Annotated in this window: 17 protein-coding genes; 5 read left to right on the top strand and 12 right to left on the bottom strand. The window is 42.9% G+C overall.

Annotation, left to right across the window (positions count from 1 at the left end):
* Nucleotides 1-58: 58 nt before the first annotated feature.
* The 3 genes from LIN98_RS01685 to LIN98_RS01675 are packed head-to-tail and all read left to right on the top strand — an operon-like array spanning nucleotide 59 to nucleotide 2,616.
* Complete coding sequence (locus LIN98_RS01685; protein ID WP_014167492.1) at nucleotides 59-1,459, top strand: SIR2 family protein; 1,401 nt, start codon at nucleotides 59-61, stop codon at nucleotides 1,457-1,459.
* Nucleotides 1,460-1,461: 2 nt separating this feature from the next.
* Nucleotides 1,462-1,944 carry a TIR domain-containing protein gene (locus tag LIN98_RS01680; RefSeq protein WP_005548138.1) on the top strand — a complete coding sequence of 161 codons (483 nt, stop codon included), beginning with the start codon at nucleotides 1,462-1,464 and terminating at the stop codon, nucleotides 1,942-1,944.
* Between the two features lie 27 nt (nucleotides 1,945-1,971).
* Entirely contained in the window at nucleotides 1,972-2,616 is a 645-nt protein-coding gene (locus LIN98_RS01675; RefSeq protein WP_148326216.1) for a TIR domain-containing protein, read from the top strand.
* Between the two features lie 87 nt (nucleotides 2,617-2,703).
* Here the strand turns inward: LIN98_RS01675 and pdxH are convergent, their stop codons facing one another.
* Nucleotides 2,704-3,336, bottom strand: a complete 633-nt coding sequence (pdxH, locus tag LIN98_RS01670) for a pyridoxamine 5'-phosphate oxidase (protein WP_005548142.1) — start codon at nucleotides 3,334-3,336, stop codon at nucleotides 2,704-2,706.
* 170 nt (nucleotides 3,337-3,506) lie between these two features.
* Here pdxH and uhpC point away from each other — a divergent pair, with 170 nt between their 5' ends.
* Nucleotides 3,507-4,832 carry an MFS transporter family glucose-6-phosphate receptor UhpC gene (gene uhpC, locus LIN98_RS01665; RefSeq protein WP_005541809.1) on the top strand — a complete coding sequence of 442 codons (1,326 nt, stop codon included), beginning with the start codon at nucleotides 3,507-3,509 and terminating at the stop codon, nucleotides 4,830-4,832.
* Nucleotides 4,833-4,949: 117 nt separating this feature from the next.
* Here uhpC and LIN98_RS01660 read toward each other — a convergent pair whose 3' ends face one another.
* The 11 genes from LIN98_RS01660 to rsmD form a co-directional block, all read right to left on the bottom strand.
* Nucleotides 4,950-5,243: a hypothetical protein gene (locus tag LIN98_RS01660; protein ID WP_005541810.1), complete on the bottom strand. Its 294-nt coding sequence runs from the start codon at nucleotides 5,241-5,243 to the stop codon at nucleotides 4,950-4,952.
* A gap of 2 nt (nucleotides 5,244-5,245) precedes the next feature.
* Nucleotides 5,246-6,481, bottom strand: coding sequence for a poly-beta-1,6-N-acetyl-D-glucosamine synthase (pgaC, locus tag LIN98_RS01655; protein ID WP_005548147.1), 1,236 nt, complete (start codon nucleotides 6,479-6,481; stop codon nucleotides 5,246-5,248).
* A gap of 8 nt (nucleotides 6,482-6,489) precedes the next feature.
* On the bottom strand, nucleotides 6,490-8,406 hold the full coding sequence (pgaB, locus tag LIN98_RS01650) for a poly-beta-1,6-N-acetyl-D-glucosamine N-deacetylase PgaB (RefSeq protein WP_005548149.1): 1,917 nt from the start codon (nucleotides 8,404-8,406) through the stop codon (nucleotides 6,490-6,492).
* Between the two features lie 15 nt (nucleotides 8,407-8,421).
* Nucleotides 8,422-10,809 carry a poly-beta-1,6 N-acetyl-D-glucosamine export porin PgaA gene (gene pgaA / locus LIN98_RS01645; RefSeq protein ID WP_249856139.1) on the bottom strand — a complete coding sequence of 796 codons (2,388 nt, stop codon included), beginning with the start codon at nucleotides 10,807-10,809 and terminating at the stop codon, nucleotides 8,422-8,424.
* A gap of 302 nt (nucleotides 10,810-11,111) precedes the next feature.
* Nucleotides 11,112-11,831: a purine-nucleoside phosphorylase gene (deoD, locus tag LIN98_RS01640; RefSeq protein WP_005548156.1), complete on the bottom strand. Its 720-nt coding sequence runs from the start codon at nucleotides 11,829-11,831 to the stop codon at nucleotides 11,112-11,114.
* 125 nt (nucleotides 11,832-11,956) lie between these two features.
* On the bottom strand, nucleotides 11,957-13,207 hold the full coding sequence (locus LIN98_RS01635) for a NupC/NupG family nucleoside CNT transporter (RefSeq protein ID WP_014167488.1): 1,251 nt from the start codon (nucleotides 13,205-13,207) through the stop codon (nucleotides 11,957-11,959).
* Between the two features lie 291 nt (nucleotides 13,208-13,498).
* Nucleotides 13,499-14,674: a Cof-type HAD-IIB family hydrolase gene (locus LIN98_RS01630; RefSeq protein WP_014167487.1), complete on the bottom strand. Its 1,176-nt coding sequence runs from the start codon at nucleotides 14,672-14,674 to the stop codon at nucleotides 13,499-13,501.
* 109 nt (nucleotides 14,675-14,783) lie between these two features.
* On the bottom strand, nucleotides 14,784-15,620 hold the full coding sequence (manZ, locus tag LIN98_RS01625) for a PTS mannose transporter subunit IID (RefSeq protein ID WP_005548161.1): 837 nt from the start codon (nucleotides 15,618-15,620) through the stop codon (nucleotides 14,784-14,786).
* Nucleotides 15,621-15,633: 13 nt separating this feature from the next.
* Nucleotides 15,634-16,431: a PTS mannose/fructose/sorbose transporter subunit IIC gene (locus LIN98_RS01620; RefSeq protein WP_005567049.1), complete on the bottom strand. Its 798-nt coding sequence runs from the start codon at nucleotides 16,429-16,431 to the stop codon at nucleotides 15,634-15,636.
* Nucleotides 16,432-16,448: 17 nt separating this feature from the next.
* Nucleotides 16,449-17,414 (bottom strand): mannose/fructose/sorbose PTS transporter subunit IIB, encoded by a 966-nt coding sequence (locus LIN98_RS01615; protein WP_005548165.1) that lies wholly within the window; start codon nucleotides 17,412-17,414, stop codon nucleotides 16,449-16,451.
* Nucleotides 17,415-17,700: 286 nt separating this feature from the next.
* Nucleotides 17,701-18,285, bottom strand: coding sequence for a 16S rRNA (guanine(966)-N(2))-methyltransferase RsmD (gene rsmD / locus LIN98_RS01610; protein WP_005548167.1), 585 nt, complete (start codon nucleotides 18,283-18,285; stop codon nucleotides 17,701-17,703).
* A gap of 87 nt (nucleotides 18,286-18,372) precedes the next feature.
* Between rsmD and ftsY the strand changes: the two genes are divergently transcribed.
* Complete coding sequence (gene ftsY / locus LIN98_RS01605) at nucleotides 18,373-19,734, top strand: signal recognition particle-docking protein FtsY (RefSeq protein WP_014167486.1); 1,362 nt, start codon at nucleotides 18,373-18,375, stop codon at nucleotides 19,732-19,734.
* Nucleotides 19,735-19,872: the final 138 nt, after the last annotated feature.

The raw sequence follows: 19,872 nt of genomic DNA, 5'->3' as shown, positions 1-19,872 counted from the left end.
AATAATCTCTATTTCACTATACTTTTAGAATTCTAAAAAATAACTTTTGAGTAAAAACATGAATAAAAAACAATTGATAAAAGAATTAGTTAACGAGTTATCTGCAAATAACCTAGCCATCTTCGCTGGTGCAGGGTTATCTGTTTCAGCTGGTTTTGTAGATTGGAAGATATTGCTTCGTGATTTAGCAGATGAGATGAATTTAGATATAGACAAAGAAGAAAGCAATCTAGTCTCTTTGGCTCAGTATTATGTCAATAGTAAATGTGGTAAACGTTCAAAAATCAACCAACTCATTTTAGATGAGTTTTCCCAGAGTGCTACATTGACAGAAAATCATAAAATATTAGCTAGACTTCCCATAGATACTTTCTGGACAACCAATTATGACTCTATGATAGAAACAGCATTAAAAGAAGCTGGGAAAGTTGTGGATGTAAAGCACTGCGTAGAACAACTTCCAATATCAATTCATAAAAGAGATGTTGTTGTATATAAAATGCATGGCGATGCTTCTCTGCCAAATCAAACTGTTCTTATCAAGGACGATTATGAGAAATTTCATTTAACAAGAAATGACTTTTTTAATGCTTTGCGTGGAGATCTATTAACAAAAAGATTTTTATTTTTAGGGTTTAGCTTTTCTGATCCTAATATTGATTATATTCTGAGTCGGATTAGAGCGTCATATAGTGAAAATCAAAAAGAGCATTTTTGTATTTTAAGAAAAGTCCAAAAGAATGAGAATGAACCACAAGATGAATTTGAATACAGACAACGGAAGCAACAATTTTTTATTTCAGATTTAGAGCGAGTAGGAATTAGTGCGTTATTAATTGATGATTATTCAGAAATTACAGAAATATTGATGGAAATAGAACAAGCTCAAAAACGTAAAACTATTTTTATCTCAGGGGCAGCAGAAAATTATTCTCCTTATTCTCAGCAAGAAGTTGAACAATTTGTTTCTTCTCTTTCTCAAGAGATTTTAAAACTAGGGTATCGTATTGTTACAGGTTTTGGATTAGGAATAGGTAGCTCAGTTATTTCAGGCGCAATAAAACATCTTACGGAACAAAATTTAAAAATAGATGAGGACTATTTGATAATTCGCCCATTCCCTCAGAATAAAGAAGGGAAAGAATTGTGGTCTGCTTGGCGTGAAGATATGATTTCTTATGCTGGTATCTCTATATTTCTATTCGGAAATAAATTACAGAATGGAAATTTGATTTTATCAAATGGTATGCAGGAGGAATTTGATATTTCCAAAAGGAATGGAAATGTTTTAATCCCTGTTGCTGCTACTGGATATATGGCAAAACAACTCTGGGATAATGAGATGAATAAAGAGTCTGCTAAGGAGGTTGAAAATGAAATGCAAGCACTATCTAAAGAAAATATTTCGCTAGATGAATTAAGATCTAATATTTTGTCAATTTTAAAAAAGGTTAAATAATTATGAAGAGAAATGTATTTTATAGTTTTCATTATGAAAAAGATGTTTTCCGTGTTCAACAAGTAAGAAACATTGGAAAGCTAGAAGGCAATCCACCAGCGACACCTAATACCTGGGAAGAAATAAAAAGGAAAGGAGATAAAGAAATACAAAAATGGATTGATGAAAATTTATCTGGTAAAAGCTGTCTGGTTGTTCTGATTGGAGAAGATACATCTAAACGAAAATGGGTTAAGTATGAAATTCAAAAAGCTTGGAATGATGGAAAAGGCGTATTGGGTATCTATATTCATAACCTGAAAGATCCAAAAAGTGGTGAATGTAGAAAAGGCGACAATCCATTTGAACAATTTACGTTCGAAAATGGTTCTAAATTATCTAGCATAGTCAAATGTTATAATCCTAAATCTTCGGATGCCTATAATGATATTGCAGATAATATAGAAAAATGGATTGAAGAGGCTATTTCCATTCGTAAAAAATAATAATCAAATACTCTAAGGAAACCTATCATGGGAAATAAAATTTTTATTTCGTATAAATATTCTGACAATGCTGTTAAACAACTTAAAGAACCCAATAATTTGTTTTCATTCTATAGTCAATATAAAACAACTGCTCGTGATTATGTTGATATTATTCAAAATAAATTTGAGCGTGATGATATTCATATCAATAAAGGGGAAAATGATAATGAAAGTCTTGCCGGCTTTAAAACGGAGACTATTCGTTCAAAATTAGCAGAAAAGATTTTTGATAGTTCCGTTACCATTGTTCTTATCTCCCCCAATATAAAAAATTCTTGGAAATCAGAGAAAGATCAATGGATACCTTGGGAAATTGCTTATTCACTAAGAAGTGAGCGACGTCCAGATAACCGAAGCAAGCGTAATGCAATTTTATTGGTCGTTCTACCTGATAGATATGGTTATTATGATTACGTAAATTCATATGGCTTTTATTTTGATATTATTCAAAGAAACTTGAATAACCTGCATACACCATATACTACATATAAACTAAGGAATAGTTGTTCTAATTCATATATGCTTCAATGTAACTGGGATAAGTTTATCTCTAATCCGAATGCTTGGATTGAAGCTGCAATAGAAATTAGAGATAAAGGAAATAATTATAATATTGTAATAAGACCATAAACTTCCCTCTCTAGTCGACACTATCAAAAAACAATTTAAAATCCCACCGCACTTTCCCCAAAAGTGCGGTGTTTTTTTCCAACGTTTTTACGGCGATAATCTCACATTTTTCCATTCCCCGTTTTCCAGCAAATAACAAATGCGGTCGTGCAGGCGGCTGGGTCTGCCTTGCCAGAATTCGATGCGGTCGGGGGTGACGAGGTAGCCGCCCCAGGATTCCGGGCGAGGGACGTTGAGGGGGTGTTGGGCGGCGATGAGGGCGGCTTTGGCGAGTAAAGATTTGTAGCCGGAAATGACCGCACTTTGTTCGCTTGCCCAGGCGCCGATGCGGCTGGTGTATGGGCGGCTGGCGAAATAAGCGTCCGATTGCTCGGCAGAGATTTTTTCCGCTTTGCCTTCGATGCGTACGGAGCGTTCCAGTTCCGGCCAGAAGAAGGTTAAGGCGACGTAGGGCTGTTGTTCAATGGCGCGTCCTTTGCGGCTGTGGTAGTTGGTGAAAAACACAAACCCCTGCACATTTACTTCTTTTAATAGCACCATGCGGCTGCTCGGTCGTCCGTTTTCATTGACGGTGGCGAGGTTCATGGCAGTGGGTTCATTCACTTGTGCGTTGATGGCGTCGTCCAGCCAGTGTTCAAATTGCGTGATGGGATTGGCGTGGCATTCCAGTTGCGACAGCACTTTTTTGCGGTATTCTGCGCGAATGTTGTGTAAATCCATTGTCTCTCCTTTTTATTTGCTGTTAGCGTGTTCTCACTATAACAAAATCCGTCGCTTCGGGAGTAAAGGATTTTGCTATCTGTGACAAATGTCACTTTTTGAACATTTGTTTTGTACTATACTGGTCAATATGGGTTTTGTTACTTAAATCACAAAATAAGGAGAAAGCAATGGGTATTTTTAGTGTCCAGCCGGATTTGCCGGTGACCAAAAGCAAGGAAGAAATTGACAAAACGTACCGTTATTGGCGTATGCACCTGATGATTACCAGCTACATCGGCTATGCTGTATTTTATTTTACGCGGAAAAGTTTTAATTTTGTGATGCCGGCGATGTTAACAGATTTGGGCTTACAAAAAACGGATATTGGGATCATGGGCACTGCGTTTTACTTGACCTACGGCGTATCAAAATTTTTGTCTGGTGTGTTAGGTGACCGTTCAAACCCGCGCTATTTTATGGGCATCGGGTTGATGATGACCGGGGTGGTTAACATTTTCTTCGGCTTGAGCTCTTCAGTGTTTATGTTTATTACCCTTTGGATGATTAATGCGTTTTTCCAAGGCTGGGGCTGGCCGCCTTGTTCTAAGATTTTGAACACTTGGTATTCGCGCAATGAACGCGGTTTGTGGTGGGCAATTTGGAATACCTCGCACAACCTCGGCGGTGCGCTGATTCCGTTGCTCGCCGGTGCGGTAACGCTCTATTGGGGCTGGCGTTACGGCATGATTGTACCGGGGATTATTGCCTGTGTCGTCGGTTTTGCCATATGCTTCTTGTTGCGTGATCGCCCGACCTCCATGGGTTTGCCGACCGTGGGGGAATGGCGCAATGATGTGGCGGAAAAAGAACATGAAAGCGAAGGTGTGGGTTTATCCGACTGGGAAATTTTAAAAACCTATGTGTTCAAAAACACGATTATTTGGGCGCTCGCATTCTCTTGGTGTTTCATTTATATGGTTCGCACCGGGATTAACGACTGGGGCAATTTGTATTTAACGGAAACCCATGGCTACGACTTGTTAAAAGCCAATTCGGCGGTGTCCTTCTTTGAAATCGGCGGTTTCTTGGGTGCGTTATTTGCCGGTTGGGGATCTGATAAATTCTTCCACGGCAACCGCACTCAAATGAATATTATTTATGTGTTGGGCATTATTGCTGTGTCCCTCGCGCTATGGTTTATTCCGAGCGATAATTATTTCGTAATGAGCACCTTGTTCTTCTTAATGGGCTTCTTTATTTTCGGGCCACAATTCCTTATCGCCATGGCGGCAGCGGAAAACTCCCACAAATACGCCTCCGGTTCCGCCACCGGCTTTGTGAGCTTATTCGCATATATCGGTGCCGCTGCTGCCGGTGTACCGTTGGCGTGGATTATTAAATCCTTACACTGGAATGGCTTCTTCGGCAGCCTGTTTATTGTATCCTTGGGCTGTGCGTTATTACTGGTGTTGGTGTATTTCTTACAACGCCGTAAAAATGAAATGAAAGCATAGGCAAAAAAAGTGCGGTGGAAAATCCAAATGTTTTTTCAACCGCACTTTTTTATGTTGCTTTACAAGTTAAATGTGTTGATAGCGTTAAACCATTTCATCAAAATGAGAAATCTTTTCTTATTTTCTCTTTTTTCTCCTTCTTCCTGCTGAAATAATCGACCAAAAGAATGTAATGATAACAAGGATAATCGCCGCACTAAACATGATTACAATCACGTCGTGAAAGAAAAATTGTTCCAGCACGGGCTGAGTAAAGATCCCTTTGGCGTATTTGATGATAAACGCAATACTGTAAATCCATAATCCCCAAGTGAGGAGATCCAAAATAAAGTTTTTCACTAACATTTTGAAAGATAAACGATCACTTTTATCAATCACCATGAGTTTTTGCAGTTCATCTGACGACGACATCGTTATACTCCTCTATCCGGGCTGGTCCATACGGCAAATTTTGATTTGTTTCGGAAAATCGCCTTAGGAATACCAACCAATAACGTCACGGTATTTAATAGCCAATAGACATAAGGATACCAAATACAAGATAAACCATAACGTAGTAAGTTGCGTTCATATCGTGAATCAATATACAAACTTAACAGACATTGTAAAAAGAAAGCGAAGAACATAATGGAAATGTTAGTTTCAAACAGCCCCATATTTTCAATACTGATGTCAAATATATATTTTTGAATTAAGGCAATAACAGCAAGTAACACCCAAAGAAATGCCCAAATAACGGTAGCAAAATACTCAATATACATTGGCCACAAGCGACGATTCCGCCAATGCCATATTTTCGAAAAATACTTCATGATAGTTTCCGCACCGCCTTGTGCCCAACGCAAACGCTGTTTATAAAGCCCTTTTATGCTTTCCGGCATAAGCACCCAGCAGAGTGCGCGTGGTTCGTACATGATGTTGTAACCGGCAATTTGAATTTTCCAGCTAATATCAATGTCTTCGGTGATCATGTTAGTACTCCATCCACCGATTTCTTCCATGACATCTTTACGGAATAAACAACACACGCCGGAAACGGTAAAGATTGTGCCCATTAGACCTTGTGCCCGCTTAATTAGACCGATGATGGAGCTGAACTCGGATACCTGTAAACGCCCCAAAATAGTACTACGGTTACGTACACGCGGATTACCTGTGGTAGCAGCATATTTCGGATCTTGCTCTAAGGCTTGAACCATGTAGTCCAGCGCGTAGTAATCCAATACCGCATCACCGTCGATACAGGCAACGTATTTTCCCTTGGCAACCGTTAAACCATGATTCAATGCACTGGCTTTGCCTTGATTTTCTTGGTGCAATGCAGTGATTCGAGGTTCTTTCGCCGCCCAGCGATCAATGACTTCAGCAGTGTTATCCTTACTGCCGTCATTAATAAAAATGAGTTCGTAATTCGGGTATCTCAGCTGAAGCAAGTGCGGTATGGATTCATCAAGATTATTGCCCTCGTTATAACAAGGCACCATGAGGCTAATCATAGGCACCTGCTCACCCGGTAAATAACGGGAAATCGGCTCGTTTAGCTTGCCTTCCTTAAATAAATAGTAACAGGCACCTGCCATGAACCAGTAAATCGCCATACCGGCAGGATAGACAAAGACGAAAATACTTAATATTTCGAATACACTCATACCAATCCCTATGGTTTACCTGCTTGAGTATTCAGAGACATATAACGTCTCATTTTTTGCATATTCGGCTGATCGGCAACAAAATTATCCGGATAGTAGCCGTAACTATAGATACCGTTGCGTTGCAACAATTCAATCCAGCTAATCAATTCTGTTTCAGGAATTGGCTGTTTGGTTTTCAAATTCACCGACTGGAATTCAAATAACACTTTATTTAACGGTGCCTGTGCTTTGACCCGCTGAATCAGGGCAGCAAACCATTTTTCCGCTTGTTTGGCGGAAATTGTCTGATGATGTTCCATGTAAGGCATCGCCATAATTGCCGTAGTATCATAGTGTTTAGTTAAGGTAGTCAGATTTTGTGCAAACCATTCTTCCGCTTTCGGATTGGTAATCACCGACGCATGCAAGCTACGCACGGTTTTTAGGGCGGGCGTACTACTTAGGAAATAAGGTTTCAGCGCGTTCGTCAGCTCATCAGTCACACCAATTAAATCTAACGTTTTTTGTTTTGCAGCGGCAGTCACGCCATCACCTTCACTATGGCTTTCTACGCCTTCAAAATCCGTTAAAAACGCATCATCATGGAATAAAATTCCGTCAAATTTTGCATAGAATGATAAATCATTATAAATAGACTTAATCATCTCCACATTCTTTCGGTCATACGGCGAAAGGCGTAAGTATTTATCTTTTGCCGGTTGGTTTGTGCGGTGATCTACCACATAGGTTGCCTCTTTAACATGATTGCGCAAGTCAAACGCCAAAACCGGCATCCACGCATATACCTTCACGTTGGCACGGGTTCTGAGCTGCCAGGCAATTTGACTGAAAATATCGTCCCGCACCGGTAAATAACGATTCGGGAAATACAACGCATCGGCAACGCCATCGCCGTCCGGATCGGAAAACGCTTTCAGATAAACCGTAGTAATACCATAACGATACATACGCTCAATTAATTTATCAAAATTCTTTGCCTGTTGTTTTTTATCGGCGTCATAAAGAGAGTCGAGATCAATATGGACTATGCGCATCAATTTACTTTCATCATCCACACCATCAAGGAAATTTTTAATGGTGGAGAAACCGGTTTCCGTGTCAATTAATAAACGACCGACGTATCTATCACCAATTTTATTAATAATTTTCTGCCCTAAAGCAAAGTGATGCGTCATTCCCGATTGCTTTGCCGCGTCTATGGCAACGTCATTAAATTGCCCGTAAGGCCATACCATAATACGCGGTTTCTTACCGATTTGACGTTGAATGCTTTTTGATGAGCGGGAAAAATCCTGAACTAAACGATTTTTATACTCCGTTTTGCTCTCGTATCGATTATTTTTATATTCCGGTGCTACCACCGCCGGAAGTTGGCTGCCCGCCGGATTGGCACGCACACCATGGTGTAAATTATCCGTGTGGGAGGCGATTTCCACCAAGCCACTTTGTTCCATTTCACGCACCTGCTCCCAAGTAACAAAAACGTTACGTGGAAGTTTGATGTTGGCATAAGGAATTAATTGGTTTACCGGCGTATCCAACCAACTGCTTACCGGGGCAAACACAGCGGGATAATTATAGGCCTTTAGAATCGGATAAATCACGTTATACATGGTGGCATAGCCATCATCAAAAGAAAGCACCACCGCTTTTTCCGGCAAAGTACTTTTGCCGTTTTCCGCATCAATAATCTGCTGCCAGCTCACCACGTTATAACCGTTATCTTTTAACCAGTTAAAATGGCTAATTAACAAATTGGCGGAAATGGTTTGCGGGAAATACTGTTTTTCTTCTTTTGCGGCCGTATCATCCACTACTGAGTGATACGCCAGCACGCCGTATCTATCCTGAGCAGATGCTACACCGGTGATAAACACAAATGAAACGACAATAATTTGTAATAATTTTTGTAAAATTTTCATAATAGCTACCGAGTACTAATAATAAAGTGAGAAAGAGAGGTTACCAAAGTTATTAAATTCGGGATTACCGTCATAAATATTCTTTTTACGTCCGATTTCATATAAAAAGCCATATTGTTTACCAATACGCCATTCATGCCCGTAACTCACTGACCAGGTTTTACTACGCTGTTGTGCCTGCTGTTTATAAGCACCAAAGTTGCCTTTCAAGTGATGGGTCAGAATCAGCGCATAATCAAACGGCTGGTAATAACTCAAATCACCGCCCACTTCGTAACTGACTGCTTTTATCGGGTTGTAATAATCCGCGGATTGAACGGTTTTATTTCGCGTATAATCCACACGGAAATTGTTGGTTAGCGCCCAGCGATCATGCTTAAAGGTTTTTGTATTCAGCCATAAATTAGCATCATGTCTTAAATTACTGTCACTAAAGCGGGAAAAATAAACACCACCGCCTAATTGGAACAGATCAGAATAAGTGTAAACTACAGACGCGCCGCCACCTTTGGTATAAACATTTTGCGCAGCTGCTCTTGACGGAACATCGGTGCCGTTAATATGTCCGCGCAAATTAAATGCCCAACGCTGATTTAACTCATAACTTAAATCGGATGTCACATAACCGCGTTTGCTGAGTTTAATGCCTTTACCGGCTTCTATACGCACATTAAGCGGATAGAAATTCAGTTCGGTACCCGCACCAATAAATTGTGCATTGAGTGAATTGCCATCCACCGGTACGCGGCTTTCCGTATAACTCACATAAAGATCGTGCCCCTCTGCGGTTTTTGGTGTGTAAATCGCGTAATCTTGAGTGGATTCATTATGTTGTTTTGTCGGTGCAGAAGTGCGGTGCTGTAGATTAACACTTCCTACAATACGCCCTTTATGCGCCAATTCATAACGCTCCATCAAGGGTTTGACTGAATCCATTTCTTCAGGGCTCATTTCCTGAATCAAACGTTTCGCCGTCGGTAAATCATTTTGACGTAATGCGATTTCAATTAAAGCATGACGAACATATTTTTGGTCGGATTCAATAAAGAAAACGCCCGCTTTATGCGCCCATTCTTTAGCCTCATCAAAATTATAACGATTACGTTCCAACTCGGCTTTTTGCAATAGTACCCAACCATCCCCAGGGGTTTTATCCAATGCACGTTCATCAATCATTTTCTGCGCTAAACCTGCATTGCCACGCCATAATGCCAAGCGTGCCAAACCGAAATAACGCTCATCATATGACGGATTCGGAACGCGTGATGTATGAGTGTAATCATTTACATAAGGTGAGCTGTTAATCTGTTCTAAATAGTGCTGTGCCAAAGCGAATTCACCTGCGTCACTGGCGGCAGAAAACATTTTTAACAAAAGCTCATCACTTACCGGTGCTTTCTTATCTAAAGCGGACTGTGCAAGAGATTGATATGTTGCCAAGGCTTTATGTGGTGACGCATGTGCCAGTTCATAATCAGCAAAAGCTTCACGTAAATAAGCCGACGGGGTCGGTAACGCTTTTAAAGTGGCATAATCATCACGAACGGCATCAAATTCATGTAATTGCACACCTAATATAAATCGATCCATTAATGTTTGTTGATAAAGCGGATGTGCCGGATCAATTTTCCGTAAAAGTGCGGTCAATCCTGCGAATGAATTTTTTAAATGCTTTCGATTATTTTTGGCATTTTTTGCTGATGCGATGATTTTATCATGCTCGTACCAAAGCAAATCTTTTTCACTAAACAAATCCGGATATTCCGATTGTAATTTTTTCTGCAACGGATGAATGTTGTATTTTGAGGCAAGCCGATAAAGATTACCGGCAAGATGAGTATTTTTCGGATTTCTTGACAATTCACGTTGCCAACGACCCAATTTTGCCATATCGGATTGGGTAAAATCCAATAAATAACTGTTGGCATCCCAATAAGCTGTATTTTCACCAAAACGTTTTTTGTAGTTAATGAGAGCGTCTTTTGCCACCGTATAATTTTTTAATTCGGTTGCCACTAAGACTTTGCCTAATAACCCATTGGGATTTTGCGGATATTTTTTTGCTAACTGTGAATACAGTTCAAAAGAACGTTGGAATTGTTTTTCATTACGGGCAGCTTTTCCCAGATTTTCCAACTCACTTTCGGAAAATTGCGTTGGTGTGCAGGATTCGCATACCTTTAAGGCGTGTATAGATTGATTATTACGCAAATAAAGGGCGATTAAGTCATCACGGACTTTGAGATCTTTAGTGCGTTCAAAGAGTTTTTCTAATTGGGGAATAGCTTGTTTTAATTCGCTATCTCCCTGTCTGGAAAAGATAATAATTTTTTCCCGTTCAAGATCAATTGGAGATTGATTGGCGTGTGCAAATGGTATTGTTGAGAGCGAAATTCCACTCATAAATACCATCTTAAATAGATAAGACGGTCGCTTCATTTTTTAGTTTATTCCATGGATTTATTATAAATTGTAGAATATTGTTTAAAAATTCTACTGATTAGTCAGGAAGACAATAACTTTATAAATTAGTTCAGTCACAATTTATATAAATGATAAAAAAATGGTAGAAAATATAACATTTTTATTACCAATAATTAACATTTTCATAAATAAAATCGTAGCAAATACAAAAATTAAGTCTTTGCTACGAAACATCGAAATTTTTGACCGCACTTTCACGTTCAAAAAATAATTAAATAAAATTATGCTTCTTTGTCGTCAATTAATATGGCTTCTAATGCGATTTTAATCATTTCATTAAAGGTTAATTGACGTTCTTCCGCACTGGTTTGTTCGTGTGTACGAATATGGTCGGAAACGGTGCAGATAGTTAATGCACGGGCGCCGTATTCTGCCGCTACGCCATAAATACCCGCCGCTTCCATTTCCACGCCGAGAATACCGTATTTTTCCATCACGTCGAACATTGCCACATCCGGGGTATAGAATAAATCGGCGGAGAATAAATTGCCGACACGTGCTTTTACGCCCAACGTTTTTACCGCTTGCACAGCCGCCTGAGTTAAACCGAAATCGGCGATAGCAGCGAAGTCATTGTCTTTAAAACGGATACGATTCACTTTGGAATCGGTACAGGCGCCGACGCCGATAACCACGTCACGCACTTTAACATCCATACGTACGGCACCACAGGAACCCACACGGATGAGTTTTTTTACGCCGTACTCAGTGATCAGCTCTTTCGCATAAATGGAGCAAGACGGAATTCCCATACCGTGCGCCATGACGGAAATGCGACGGCCTTTATAAGTGCCTGTGAATCCCAACATATTGCGTACATTAGTCACTTCTTTCACATCGTCTAAAAAGGTTTCAGCGATATATTTTGCACGGAGCGGGTCGCCCGGCATTAATACGGCATCGGCAAATGCACCGGCAGGTGCGTTAATATGTGGAGTCATAGTGTTTTCCTTTTATTACATTACGTTGAACAAAATTCTAAGCAAACGTTTTCGCTACCTATAAACGACAACACCACGAACGCGTCGTGGTGTCGTCAAAAAACGTCGTTAAATCATACTGCACTTTATAGCACGGCACCACTTAAACCAATAAATAAACCGGCAATGGTTGCGCTCATTAAGTTGGATAATGAACCGGCAACCACTGCTTTTAAACCTAAGCGGGCAACATCACTACGGCGATTTGGTGCCATTCCGCCCAAGCCACCGATTAAAATCGCGATGGAGCTGAAGTTGGCGAAACCACAAAGGGCGAAGGTGATAATCGCTTTGGTTTTATCGCTTAATACTATTGCCGCATCAGGTTGCAAATATTTAGTGAATTCCAGGTAGCCGACGAATTCATTGACCGCTAATTTCAGACCGATCATTTGACCTGCTACAGCTGATTCATTCCAAGGAATCCCGATTAAATAGGCCAGAGGTTTAAAGATCCATCCTAAAATCACTTGTAAGGTTAAATCCGGTTCGCCAAAGAATCCACCAAAACTGCTTAAAATCCAGTTAATTAAGGCGATAACAGAAACGAAAGCAATCAGCATTGCGCCCACATTCATTGCTAAATGCATGCCATCACGTGCACCGTTTGCCAAGGCCTCAATGGCGTTGGACGGTTTTTCCACATTTGCATCTTCTTTTAATGCGTCGTCGCTTTTTTCCGTTTGTGGAAACATGATTTTGGCAAACAATAAACCACCCGGTGCTGCCATGAAGGATGCTGCGATCAAGTAAGTCAGCGGCACGCCCATACCTGCATAGCCTGCCATAACGGAACCTGCAATAGACGCCACACCGCCGACCATAACTGTGAATAATTCGGATTGCGTCATGCGACCAATGAATGGCTTGACGATTAATGGTGCTTCTGTTTGACCGACGAAAATATTTGCTGCGGCAGACATGGACTCAGCTTTTGAGGTACCTAATAATTTTTGTAATCCACCACCGATAAGCTTAATAATCCATTGCATGATGCCGATATAGTAAAGGAGTGAAATTAATGCGGAGAAGAAGATAATGACAGGTAGCACTTTCACGGCGAAGATAAAGCCAAAACTTTGGCTCGGATCGGTCAGACCACCGAACACAAAACTAATCCCCTCATTCCCGAATCCAATGATTTTCCCGATAAAATCGGAAGCAGCTTTTAACGCTTCACGTCCTTTATCCACATAAAGCACGAAAGCACCAATAGCAATTTGGATTGCCAGTGCACCGAAAACAGTACGCAAATTTATCGCCTTACGGTTATTAGAGAATAAAACAGCAATCCCTAACAGCACAAAAATACCGATAATGCTAATTAAAATTTCCATAAGAACCTCAAAGTAGATTAAAATTCTGCCTATTCTATTGTTTCCCATAAAAAAATGGGAACGAATTTTATTGGTAGGTTAAAGCATCTAACTTCATCGTGGTTAAAATATCCCAGAACCGGCGTGATGTGAAAATTCTCACACTGAATGAAGTAAATGGGTGAATCATTTTACGAAATGAAACAGGCAAACGCAATTTACGCATGTCTAAGATACGTGATCTCCGTCACAGTTTTTGCTTCAAGTTTTATCATCGGAACGAAAAGTGCGGTCATTTCTCACGTTAAATTTTTACTTACCAAACACCCGATTGAGTACCAAAGCAATGCCGCCTTCGTTATTATTGGCGGTGACTTCTTTTGCTGCTTGTTTGACGGCGTCGGGGGCGTTGCCCATGGCGACGCTTAAACCGGCGTATTGCAACATATCCAAATCGTTGAAATTATCGCCGAACGCTATGACCTGATCCGCCGTGATGCCGAGATACTGTTCCATAAATTGAATTGCTTTGGCTTTGGTAGCGGCGGCGTTCATGATTTCCAAATATTCGTTTTTGGAACGGTGAATACTTAAATTTGGCAGTGCCTGTTTCAGCACGGGTTCCACCGCTTGGATTTCGTCGGCGTCGCCCATGATTAAGAGTTTATGCACTTCCGTAAGGTTGTCCGGCATCGCTGCCGCGGTTAAGCCGGTGATGGCGCTTTCCTGTTTAATCCAATCATTGTTGACATCATTACAGAACCAATCCAACCCGGCGTAGTAACTGATGGAAAGGTGGGCGAAATCCGCCAGCAGTTCGTTCAGTTTTTGCAGATCCTGCGGTTCGAGAATCACGCTATAAAGTGCGGTCAGATTTTTATCTAAAATTAACGCGCCGCTGTAACAAATCATGCCGTGTTGTGCGCCAAGCTGTTCCGTATAAGGCGTAATGGCGTAAGGCGAGCGTGCGGAAACGGGAATAAACGGAATGCCCCGTTTGAGCATGTTTTTGATAGCATCTTCCGTTTTCAGGGTGATTTGGTGTTGGTTGTTGAGTAGCGTACCGTCGATGTCGCTGAATACGGCTTTGTATTGCGGTGTGGTCTGTTCGGCATTTTCCGCCAAGGTAGTGTCAGCAAACTTGAGCAGACGATGGAGTTCCTTTTTGCCTTTTTCCGATAACACTTTGTTATCTTTTAAAATTTGTGTGGCGCGGGCGTGAATGAAACGCACATAATCCAAATTCTTCGTTTGCGGAAATTGTTTTTCGGCAAATTGCATTTCGGCGAAATCTTTATTGGCTTGCCCGATAAGCATTTTCTGGCCGATGAGGACGATAAGCGCCACCGCAAGGGCAATCACCGCGCCGTAGCCGTTGGTGGGGTAGTAAAGCACGCCCGCCAGAATAAAAAGTGCGGTCACTAAATTCGATGAATTTTTGATGTAGCCCTCGGCGGGCGGCGCTTTGATGAGGTCTTTGAGTTTCATTCGGAATCCATTGATTGGTAGGGTTGTTTATAGATAGTGCGCGTCTTTCGAACACTTGTGGTCGGGAGACGCGCGCCATCATTATTGCCATTGTAATGCTTATGTTGAATTACGCTAACACACCGAAATGGTAGCCGATGATACCCACGCCAAACAGCGCGAAGATGATATACATGGCGTTGATTTTTTTGCGTAGCAAATACATACACAAGAAAGTGAGCAACAATGCCGCCAAGCCCGGGAGCAAGTCGTTTAATACGCTTTGTACGGTAGTGACCACTTCATCGCCCATTTGGTTTCTATAGCGTGACAGTTCCAGCGGAATGTTAATGCTGGTCCATTTCGACACCAACGAGCCCATGACAAAGAGACCTAGGATCGACGCCCCCTGCGTCAGTTTTTGTAAGCGACCGCCGCCCATATCGTTCACGATTTCCGTTCCTTTTTCGTAACCGTATTTGAAGCCGTACCAACGGGTTAACGCACGACACAGATTAATGCCGATGAAGAACAATAGCGGTCCTAACCGGCTGCCGGTAATCGCCAACCCTGCGCCGAGGGCGGCAAGCACAGGACGTAATGTCCCCCAGAAAATCGGATCGCCCACACCAGCGAGCGGACCCATAAGACCTACTTTCACCCCGCTGATTGCCGCATCGTCAATGTCTTTTGCCCCATTGGCGCGTTCTTGTTCCATGGCGGCGGTAACCCCGATGATGGAAGAGGCAACCCAAGGTTGGGTGTTGAAGAATTCTAAGTGGCGTTTTAACGCCGCCGCTTGATCTTCTTTTTTGCTGTACAGGCGTTTGATCGCAGGAATCATGGAAACACAGAAGCCCATCGCCTGCATCCGTTCAAAGTTAAAGGAACCCAATAAGAAGGTTGAGCGCCAGTAAGTGCTACGAATATCTTTTTTCGTTAAAGCGAGTTTATTTTGTTCAGTCATGATCTGTTCCTTCTTAAAGTCCTTCAAGTTCATCATCGGCTAATTCGCGTTTTGCGCTGCTTGGTAGCAATGCCACCTGATTGAAACGCGGATTTAATTGAATGTAGAGAATTGCCAAACAGGTACCTAAAATACCCAAGCCCACCAGGTTGTAACCGGAGAAGGAGGCAATGACGAAGCCAAGGAAGAAGAACGGCATTAACGCACCGGCGCGCATCATGTTGATCACCATGGCGTAACCGACCACCACAATGAAGCCCCCGGCGATTTGTAACCCGCGGGTGACCACTTCCGGAATGGAGTTCAACGCGTGAGTAACGGTGTCGGTGCCGGCAACTAAGGCAACGAAGAAGGTCGGAATGGCAACGCGCAAGGCTTGTAAGGAAAGCCCGGCGAAGTGACAGAATTCAATGCCGCGGAAGTTAGCTTGTGTCGCGTAATCGTCCGCTTTGTGTTGCAGGAATATGGTGAGCGTACGCACGAAAATGGTTAACACCTGACCGGCTGCCGCCACAGGAATGGCGATAGCTAATGCGCTGCCTTTGTCCTGACCGCCTTTGATCACCAAAATCGCTGCGATCACACTGGCAAGCGCCGCATCAGGCGCCATTGCCGCGCCCACGTTCATCCAGCCGAGGGCGACCAATTCTAACGTACCACCCACGATAATACCGGTTTGTAAATCACCGAGCACCAGTCCGATCAGGGTACAGGCGACTAACGGACGGTGGGTTTGACGTTCGTCCAACACACTTCCCATACCGCAAATGGCGGCGACCAGTGTGACTAAAATAATTTCCATTGTTGTCATGGTAAATAATCCTCTAATTAGAATTTAACGGCATCAAGTTCTTTATGGGTCAACATCACTTTCGGATTGGCGGCCACTTGTTGCAGGCTCAGTTCAACGCCTTTATCCAACAATTGTTTGAAGGCTTCCACGTCGGTCGGGTTAACGGCAACCGCTTGGGAAAGCAATTTGTTGCCCTCGCGGTACGTCATACCGCCCACGTTGACTTTCTCCACTTTCACACCGCCGTCAATTAAACGCACGATGTCGGAAGGATTGGTCACCAACCAAAGAATATTTTTGCCCGCGTATTTCGGGTTGTGATACACCTTAATGGCTTTTTCCACCGGAATTACATAGGCTTTCAAGTGTGGCGGTGCAACCTGTAGCAGTAAATCACGACGCAGCGGATCGTTCGCCACATCATCATTTACCGCAAAAATCGCTTCGCATTTCACCGCTTTTGCCCAAGAGGTTGCCACTTGACCGTGAATCAAACGGCTGTCGATACGCAGTAAAGAAATGTTCATATTGCCGGAAAGTGCGGTCGGTTTTTCCGCTTCGGCAGGTTTGGCGGCTTGCGCCGGTGGGGTGGCAGGGTTTGCGTCTTCTTTCGGCTGACGGAAGGATTTCACCGCCGCCACGCCCACTTCCTTGGCGGTTTCCACCAATTCCGGCAGGCTTGCGCCGTTTTTCGCATCCAACACTTCCAGTAACATCGGCAAGCTAATACCGGTCACAATATCCGTATTTTCCCGTCCGGTCGCTACCCGCGCCGCCGCGTTATACGGGCTGCCGCCGAATAAATCCACCAAAAACAGCACCGGCTCGTTTTCCGGCAAGGTGGCGATAATGGCATTATATTTTTCAACCAAATGCTCACCGCCTTCACCCGGCAGGAAAGTAACAACATGGCAGTTTTCATCTTCGCCAAACACCATCGCGGCGGAATTGACGATTTCTTCCGAAAACTTACCGTGCGTTGCAACGATAATGTGGGTCATTCAAAACCTCCTTTAAGTTATTAAAAATTAGACGTTTGAATCGTTTCAGCGAAAAATTCAAAACGGTCGCAAACGTTTGCATGATGGCTAAGTGTATTCATTTGATGAAAGTCGTCAAATAGAGAGTTCAAAAATCGTGATCACGATCAACAAGTACGATGAGTTGATAGCATTAAAAACAACATCTTGGCGCTGAAATGTTATTTTATGTGGGGGAAATTTAAGAATTTGTTATGAAAATCTTGGTGAAAGAGGTTGCGTTTACAGCGTCGCCTATTAAACCCGTTTATGCCGCCTGATACAACCGATAGCTCACCCGCCCGCTGTCTTTTTCTTTCAATAACGCCCAAGTTGCGGGTACTTGAAGATCTTTGCCTTTTTCCGTTTCCACATAAACCAAGGCTTGCGGACGCAGCCAATGATGTTGCGCCAACAGCGCAATGGCTTGTTCCGCCAAATCAAAATGGAAGGGCGGATCGAGAAAAACCACATCAAAGTGCGGTTGATTTTGCGGGTGATTTAAAAACTGCAAACTGTTTTGATTTACCACTTGCGCGCGGTCGGCACATTTCAGGGTTTGAATATTTTTCGTTAACTGGTGCGCCACCGCTTTTTCCAATTCGAGAAAGGTCACTTTCGACGCTTGGCGGGAAAGGGCTTCAAAGCCGAGGGAACCGCTGCCCGCGAAACAATCCAAACATTCACTGCCGGCAATGTAAGGCATCAGCCAGTTAAACAAGGTTTCTTTCACGCGATCGCCAGTGGGGCGTAGCCCTTGGTAAGACAGCACCGGCAATTTTCGCCCGCGCCATAACCCGGCGATAATGCGCACCTCGCCTTTCGTGCCTTGTGGAATTGTTGGTTTTTTCATATAAATCGGAATTTATGCTTAGTTTATCGGGGCTTGTTTGTTAGAATAGCCGGCATTTTATCAAGTTTAAGCGAGAGTGGGCAATTTATGCCGGATGAAAAGAAAAAAGGCGGTTTTTGGTCTTGGTTCGGATTAGGTAAAAATAAACAGGAAGAATCCGAAGAACCGAAGGAACAAGCATCACAAGAAAAAACGAGTCATTACGTTCAAGAATCACAACCTGAAGCGCAAGAAACAGCGGAAAAAAACACCGCACTTCCGGAGGAAGCAGAGACCGAAAATACATTAACGGAAGATACATCGATGGTGCACGCTTCACAGCCTGTGCCATCAGATGAAACGCCAGTTGACGTTGGTGTTGAATCTAATCCGGTCATTGAAGAAACGATTGCAAATTCGACCGCACTTTTAGACGACGAAACGGAAGCACAAGCCGAAAGTGCGGTGGAAATTTCCAATGAATCTCACGAAGAAGACAGCGCCGTTGCCGACATGGTGGAAACGCAGGAAAAACCAAGTGAAGGCGGCTTTTTCAGTCGCTTATTAAAAGGCTTGGTGAAAACCAAACAAAATATCGGTGCGGGCTTCCGTAGCTTTTTCTTAGGCAAAAAAATCGACGACGACTTGTTCGAGGAATTGGAAGAACAGTTACTTATCGCCGACATCGGCGTGCCGACCACCACCAAAATTATCAATAATCTGACCCAACACGCTACCCGCCAACAGTTGCAAAATGCGGATTCACTGTATCAACAGCTAAAATTGGAAATGGGCGAAATCCTGAAACCGGTGGCGCAACCGTTGCACATCGACGGCAGCAAAAAGTCTTATGTGATTTTGATGGTGGGCGTAAACGGCGTGGGCAAAACCACCACCATCGGCAAGTTGGCGCGCAAATTCCAAATGGAAGGCAAATCCGTCATGTTGGCGGCGGGCGATACCTTCCGCGCGGCGGCAGTGGAGCAGTTGCAGGTGTGGGGCGAACGCAATCACATTCCGGTGGTGGCGCAAAGCACCGGCTCCGATTCCGCCTCGGTGATTTTTGATGCCATGCAATCGGCGGCGGCGCGTAATATCGACATTCTGATCGCCGACACCGCAGGGCGTCTGCAAAATAAAAATAACCTGATGGACGAGTTGAAAAAAATTGTCCGCGTCATGAAAAAATACGACGAAAGCGCCCCGCACGAAATTATGCTCACATTGGATGCAGGCACCGGTCAAAACGCCATCAGCCAAGCCAAATTGTTCAATGAAGCGGTGGGCTTAACCGGCATCAGCCTGACCAAACTGGACGGTACCGCCAAAGGCGGCGTGATTTTCGCCATCGCCGACCAATTCAACCTGCCGATCCGCTACATTGGCGTCGGCGAAAAAATTGAAGATTTACGCGAATTCAACGCAGAAGAATTTATTGAGGCTTTATTTGCTCATGAGGAGGAAGATTAGGCTTGTCACTTTTTTTATCTGCCTAATCAACCACTTTCTTTCCCCTGTGAATGGAAAAAAGCAAAATATTTTTGAAATATCAATGTATTAAAATGTTTCGAACAACTGAGGTTGAGAAACGCGCGCCATCGCGAGTTA

The organism is Aggregatibacter actinomycetemcomitans (assembly GCF_023518055.1).
Lineage (GTDB): Bacteria > Pseudomonadota > Gammaproteobacteria > Enterobacterales > Pasteurellaceae > Aggregatibacter > Aggregatibacter actinomycetemcomitans.
This window is presented reverse-complemented; position numbering and strand designations above follow the sequence as displayed.

Bases quoted from the DNA above. Each gene is read 5' to 3' on its own strand.
- LIN98_RS01685 (WP_014167492.1), top strand. From the start codon at position 59: ATGAATAAAAAACAATTGATAAAAGAATTAGTTAACGAGTTATCTGCA.
- LIN98_RS01680 (WP_005548138.1), top strand. From the start codon at position 1,462: ATGAAGAGAAATGTATTTTATAGTTTTCATTATGAAAAAGATGTTTTC.
- LIN98_RS01675 (WP_148326216.1), top strand. From the start codon at position 1,972: ATGGGAAATAAAATTTTTATTTCGTATAAATATTCTGACAATGCTGTT.
- pdxH (WP_005548142.1), bottom strand. From the start codon at position 3,336: ATGGATTTACACAACATTCGCGCAGAATACCGCAAAAAAGTGCTGTCG.
- uhpC (WP_005541809.1), top strand. From the start codon at position 3,507: ATGGGTATTTTTAGTGTCCAGCCGGATTTGCCGGTGACCAAAAGCAAG.
- LIN98_RS01660 (WP_005541810.1), bottom strand. From the start codon at position 5,243: ATGTCGTCGTCAGATGAACTGCAAAAACTCATGGTGATTGATAAAAGT.
- pgaC (WP_005548147.1), bottom strand. From the start codon at position 6,481: ATGAGTGTATTCGAAATATTAAGTATTTTCGTCTTTGTCTATCCTGCC.
- pgaB (WP_005548149.1), bottom strand. From the start codon at position 8,406: ATGAAAATTTTACAAAAATTATTACAAATTATTGTCGTTTCATTTGTG.
- pgaA (WP_249856139.1), bottom strand. From the start codon at position 10,809: ATGAGTGGAATTTCGCTCTCAACAATACCATTTGCACACGCCAATCAA.
- deoD (WP_005548156.1), bottom strand. From the start codon at position 11,831: ATGACTCCACATATTAACGCACCTGCCGGTGCATTTGCCGATGCCGTA.
- LIN98_RS01635 (WP_014167488.1), bottom strand. From the start codon at position 13,207: ATGGAAATTTTAATTAGCATTATCGGTATTTTTGTGCTGTTAGGGATT.
- LIN98_RS01630 (WP_014167487.1), bottom strand. From the start codon at position 14,674: ATGAAACTCAAAGACCTCATCAAAGCGCCGCCCGCCGAGGGCTACATC.
- manZ (WP_005548161.1), bottom strand. From the start codon at position 15,620: ATGACTGAACAAAATAAACTCGCTTTAACGAAAAAAGATATTCGTAGC.
- LIN98_RS01620 (WP_005567049.1), bottom strand. From the start codon at position 16,431: ATGACAACAATGGAAATTATTTTAGTCACACTGGTCGCCGCCATTTGC.
- LIN98_RS01615 (WP_005548165.1), bottom strand. From the start codon at position 17,414: ATGACCCACATTATCGTTGCAACGCACGGTAAGTTTTCGGAAGAAATC.
- rsmD (WP_005548167.1), bottom strand. From the start codon at position 18,285: ATGAAAAAACCAACAATTCCACAAGGCACGAAAGGCGAGGTGCGCATT.
- ftsY (WP_014167486.1), top strand. From the start codon at position 18,373: ATGCCGGATGAAAAGAAAAAAGGCGGTTTTTGGTCTTGGTTCGGATTA.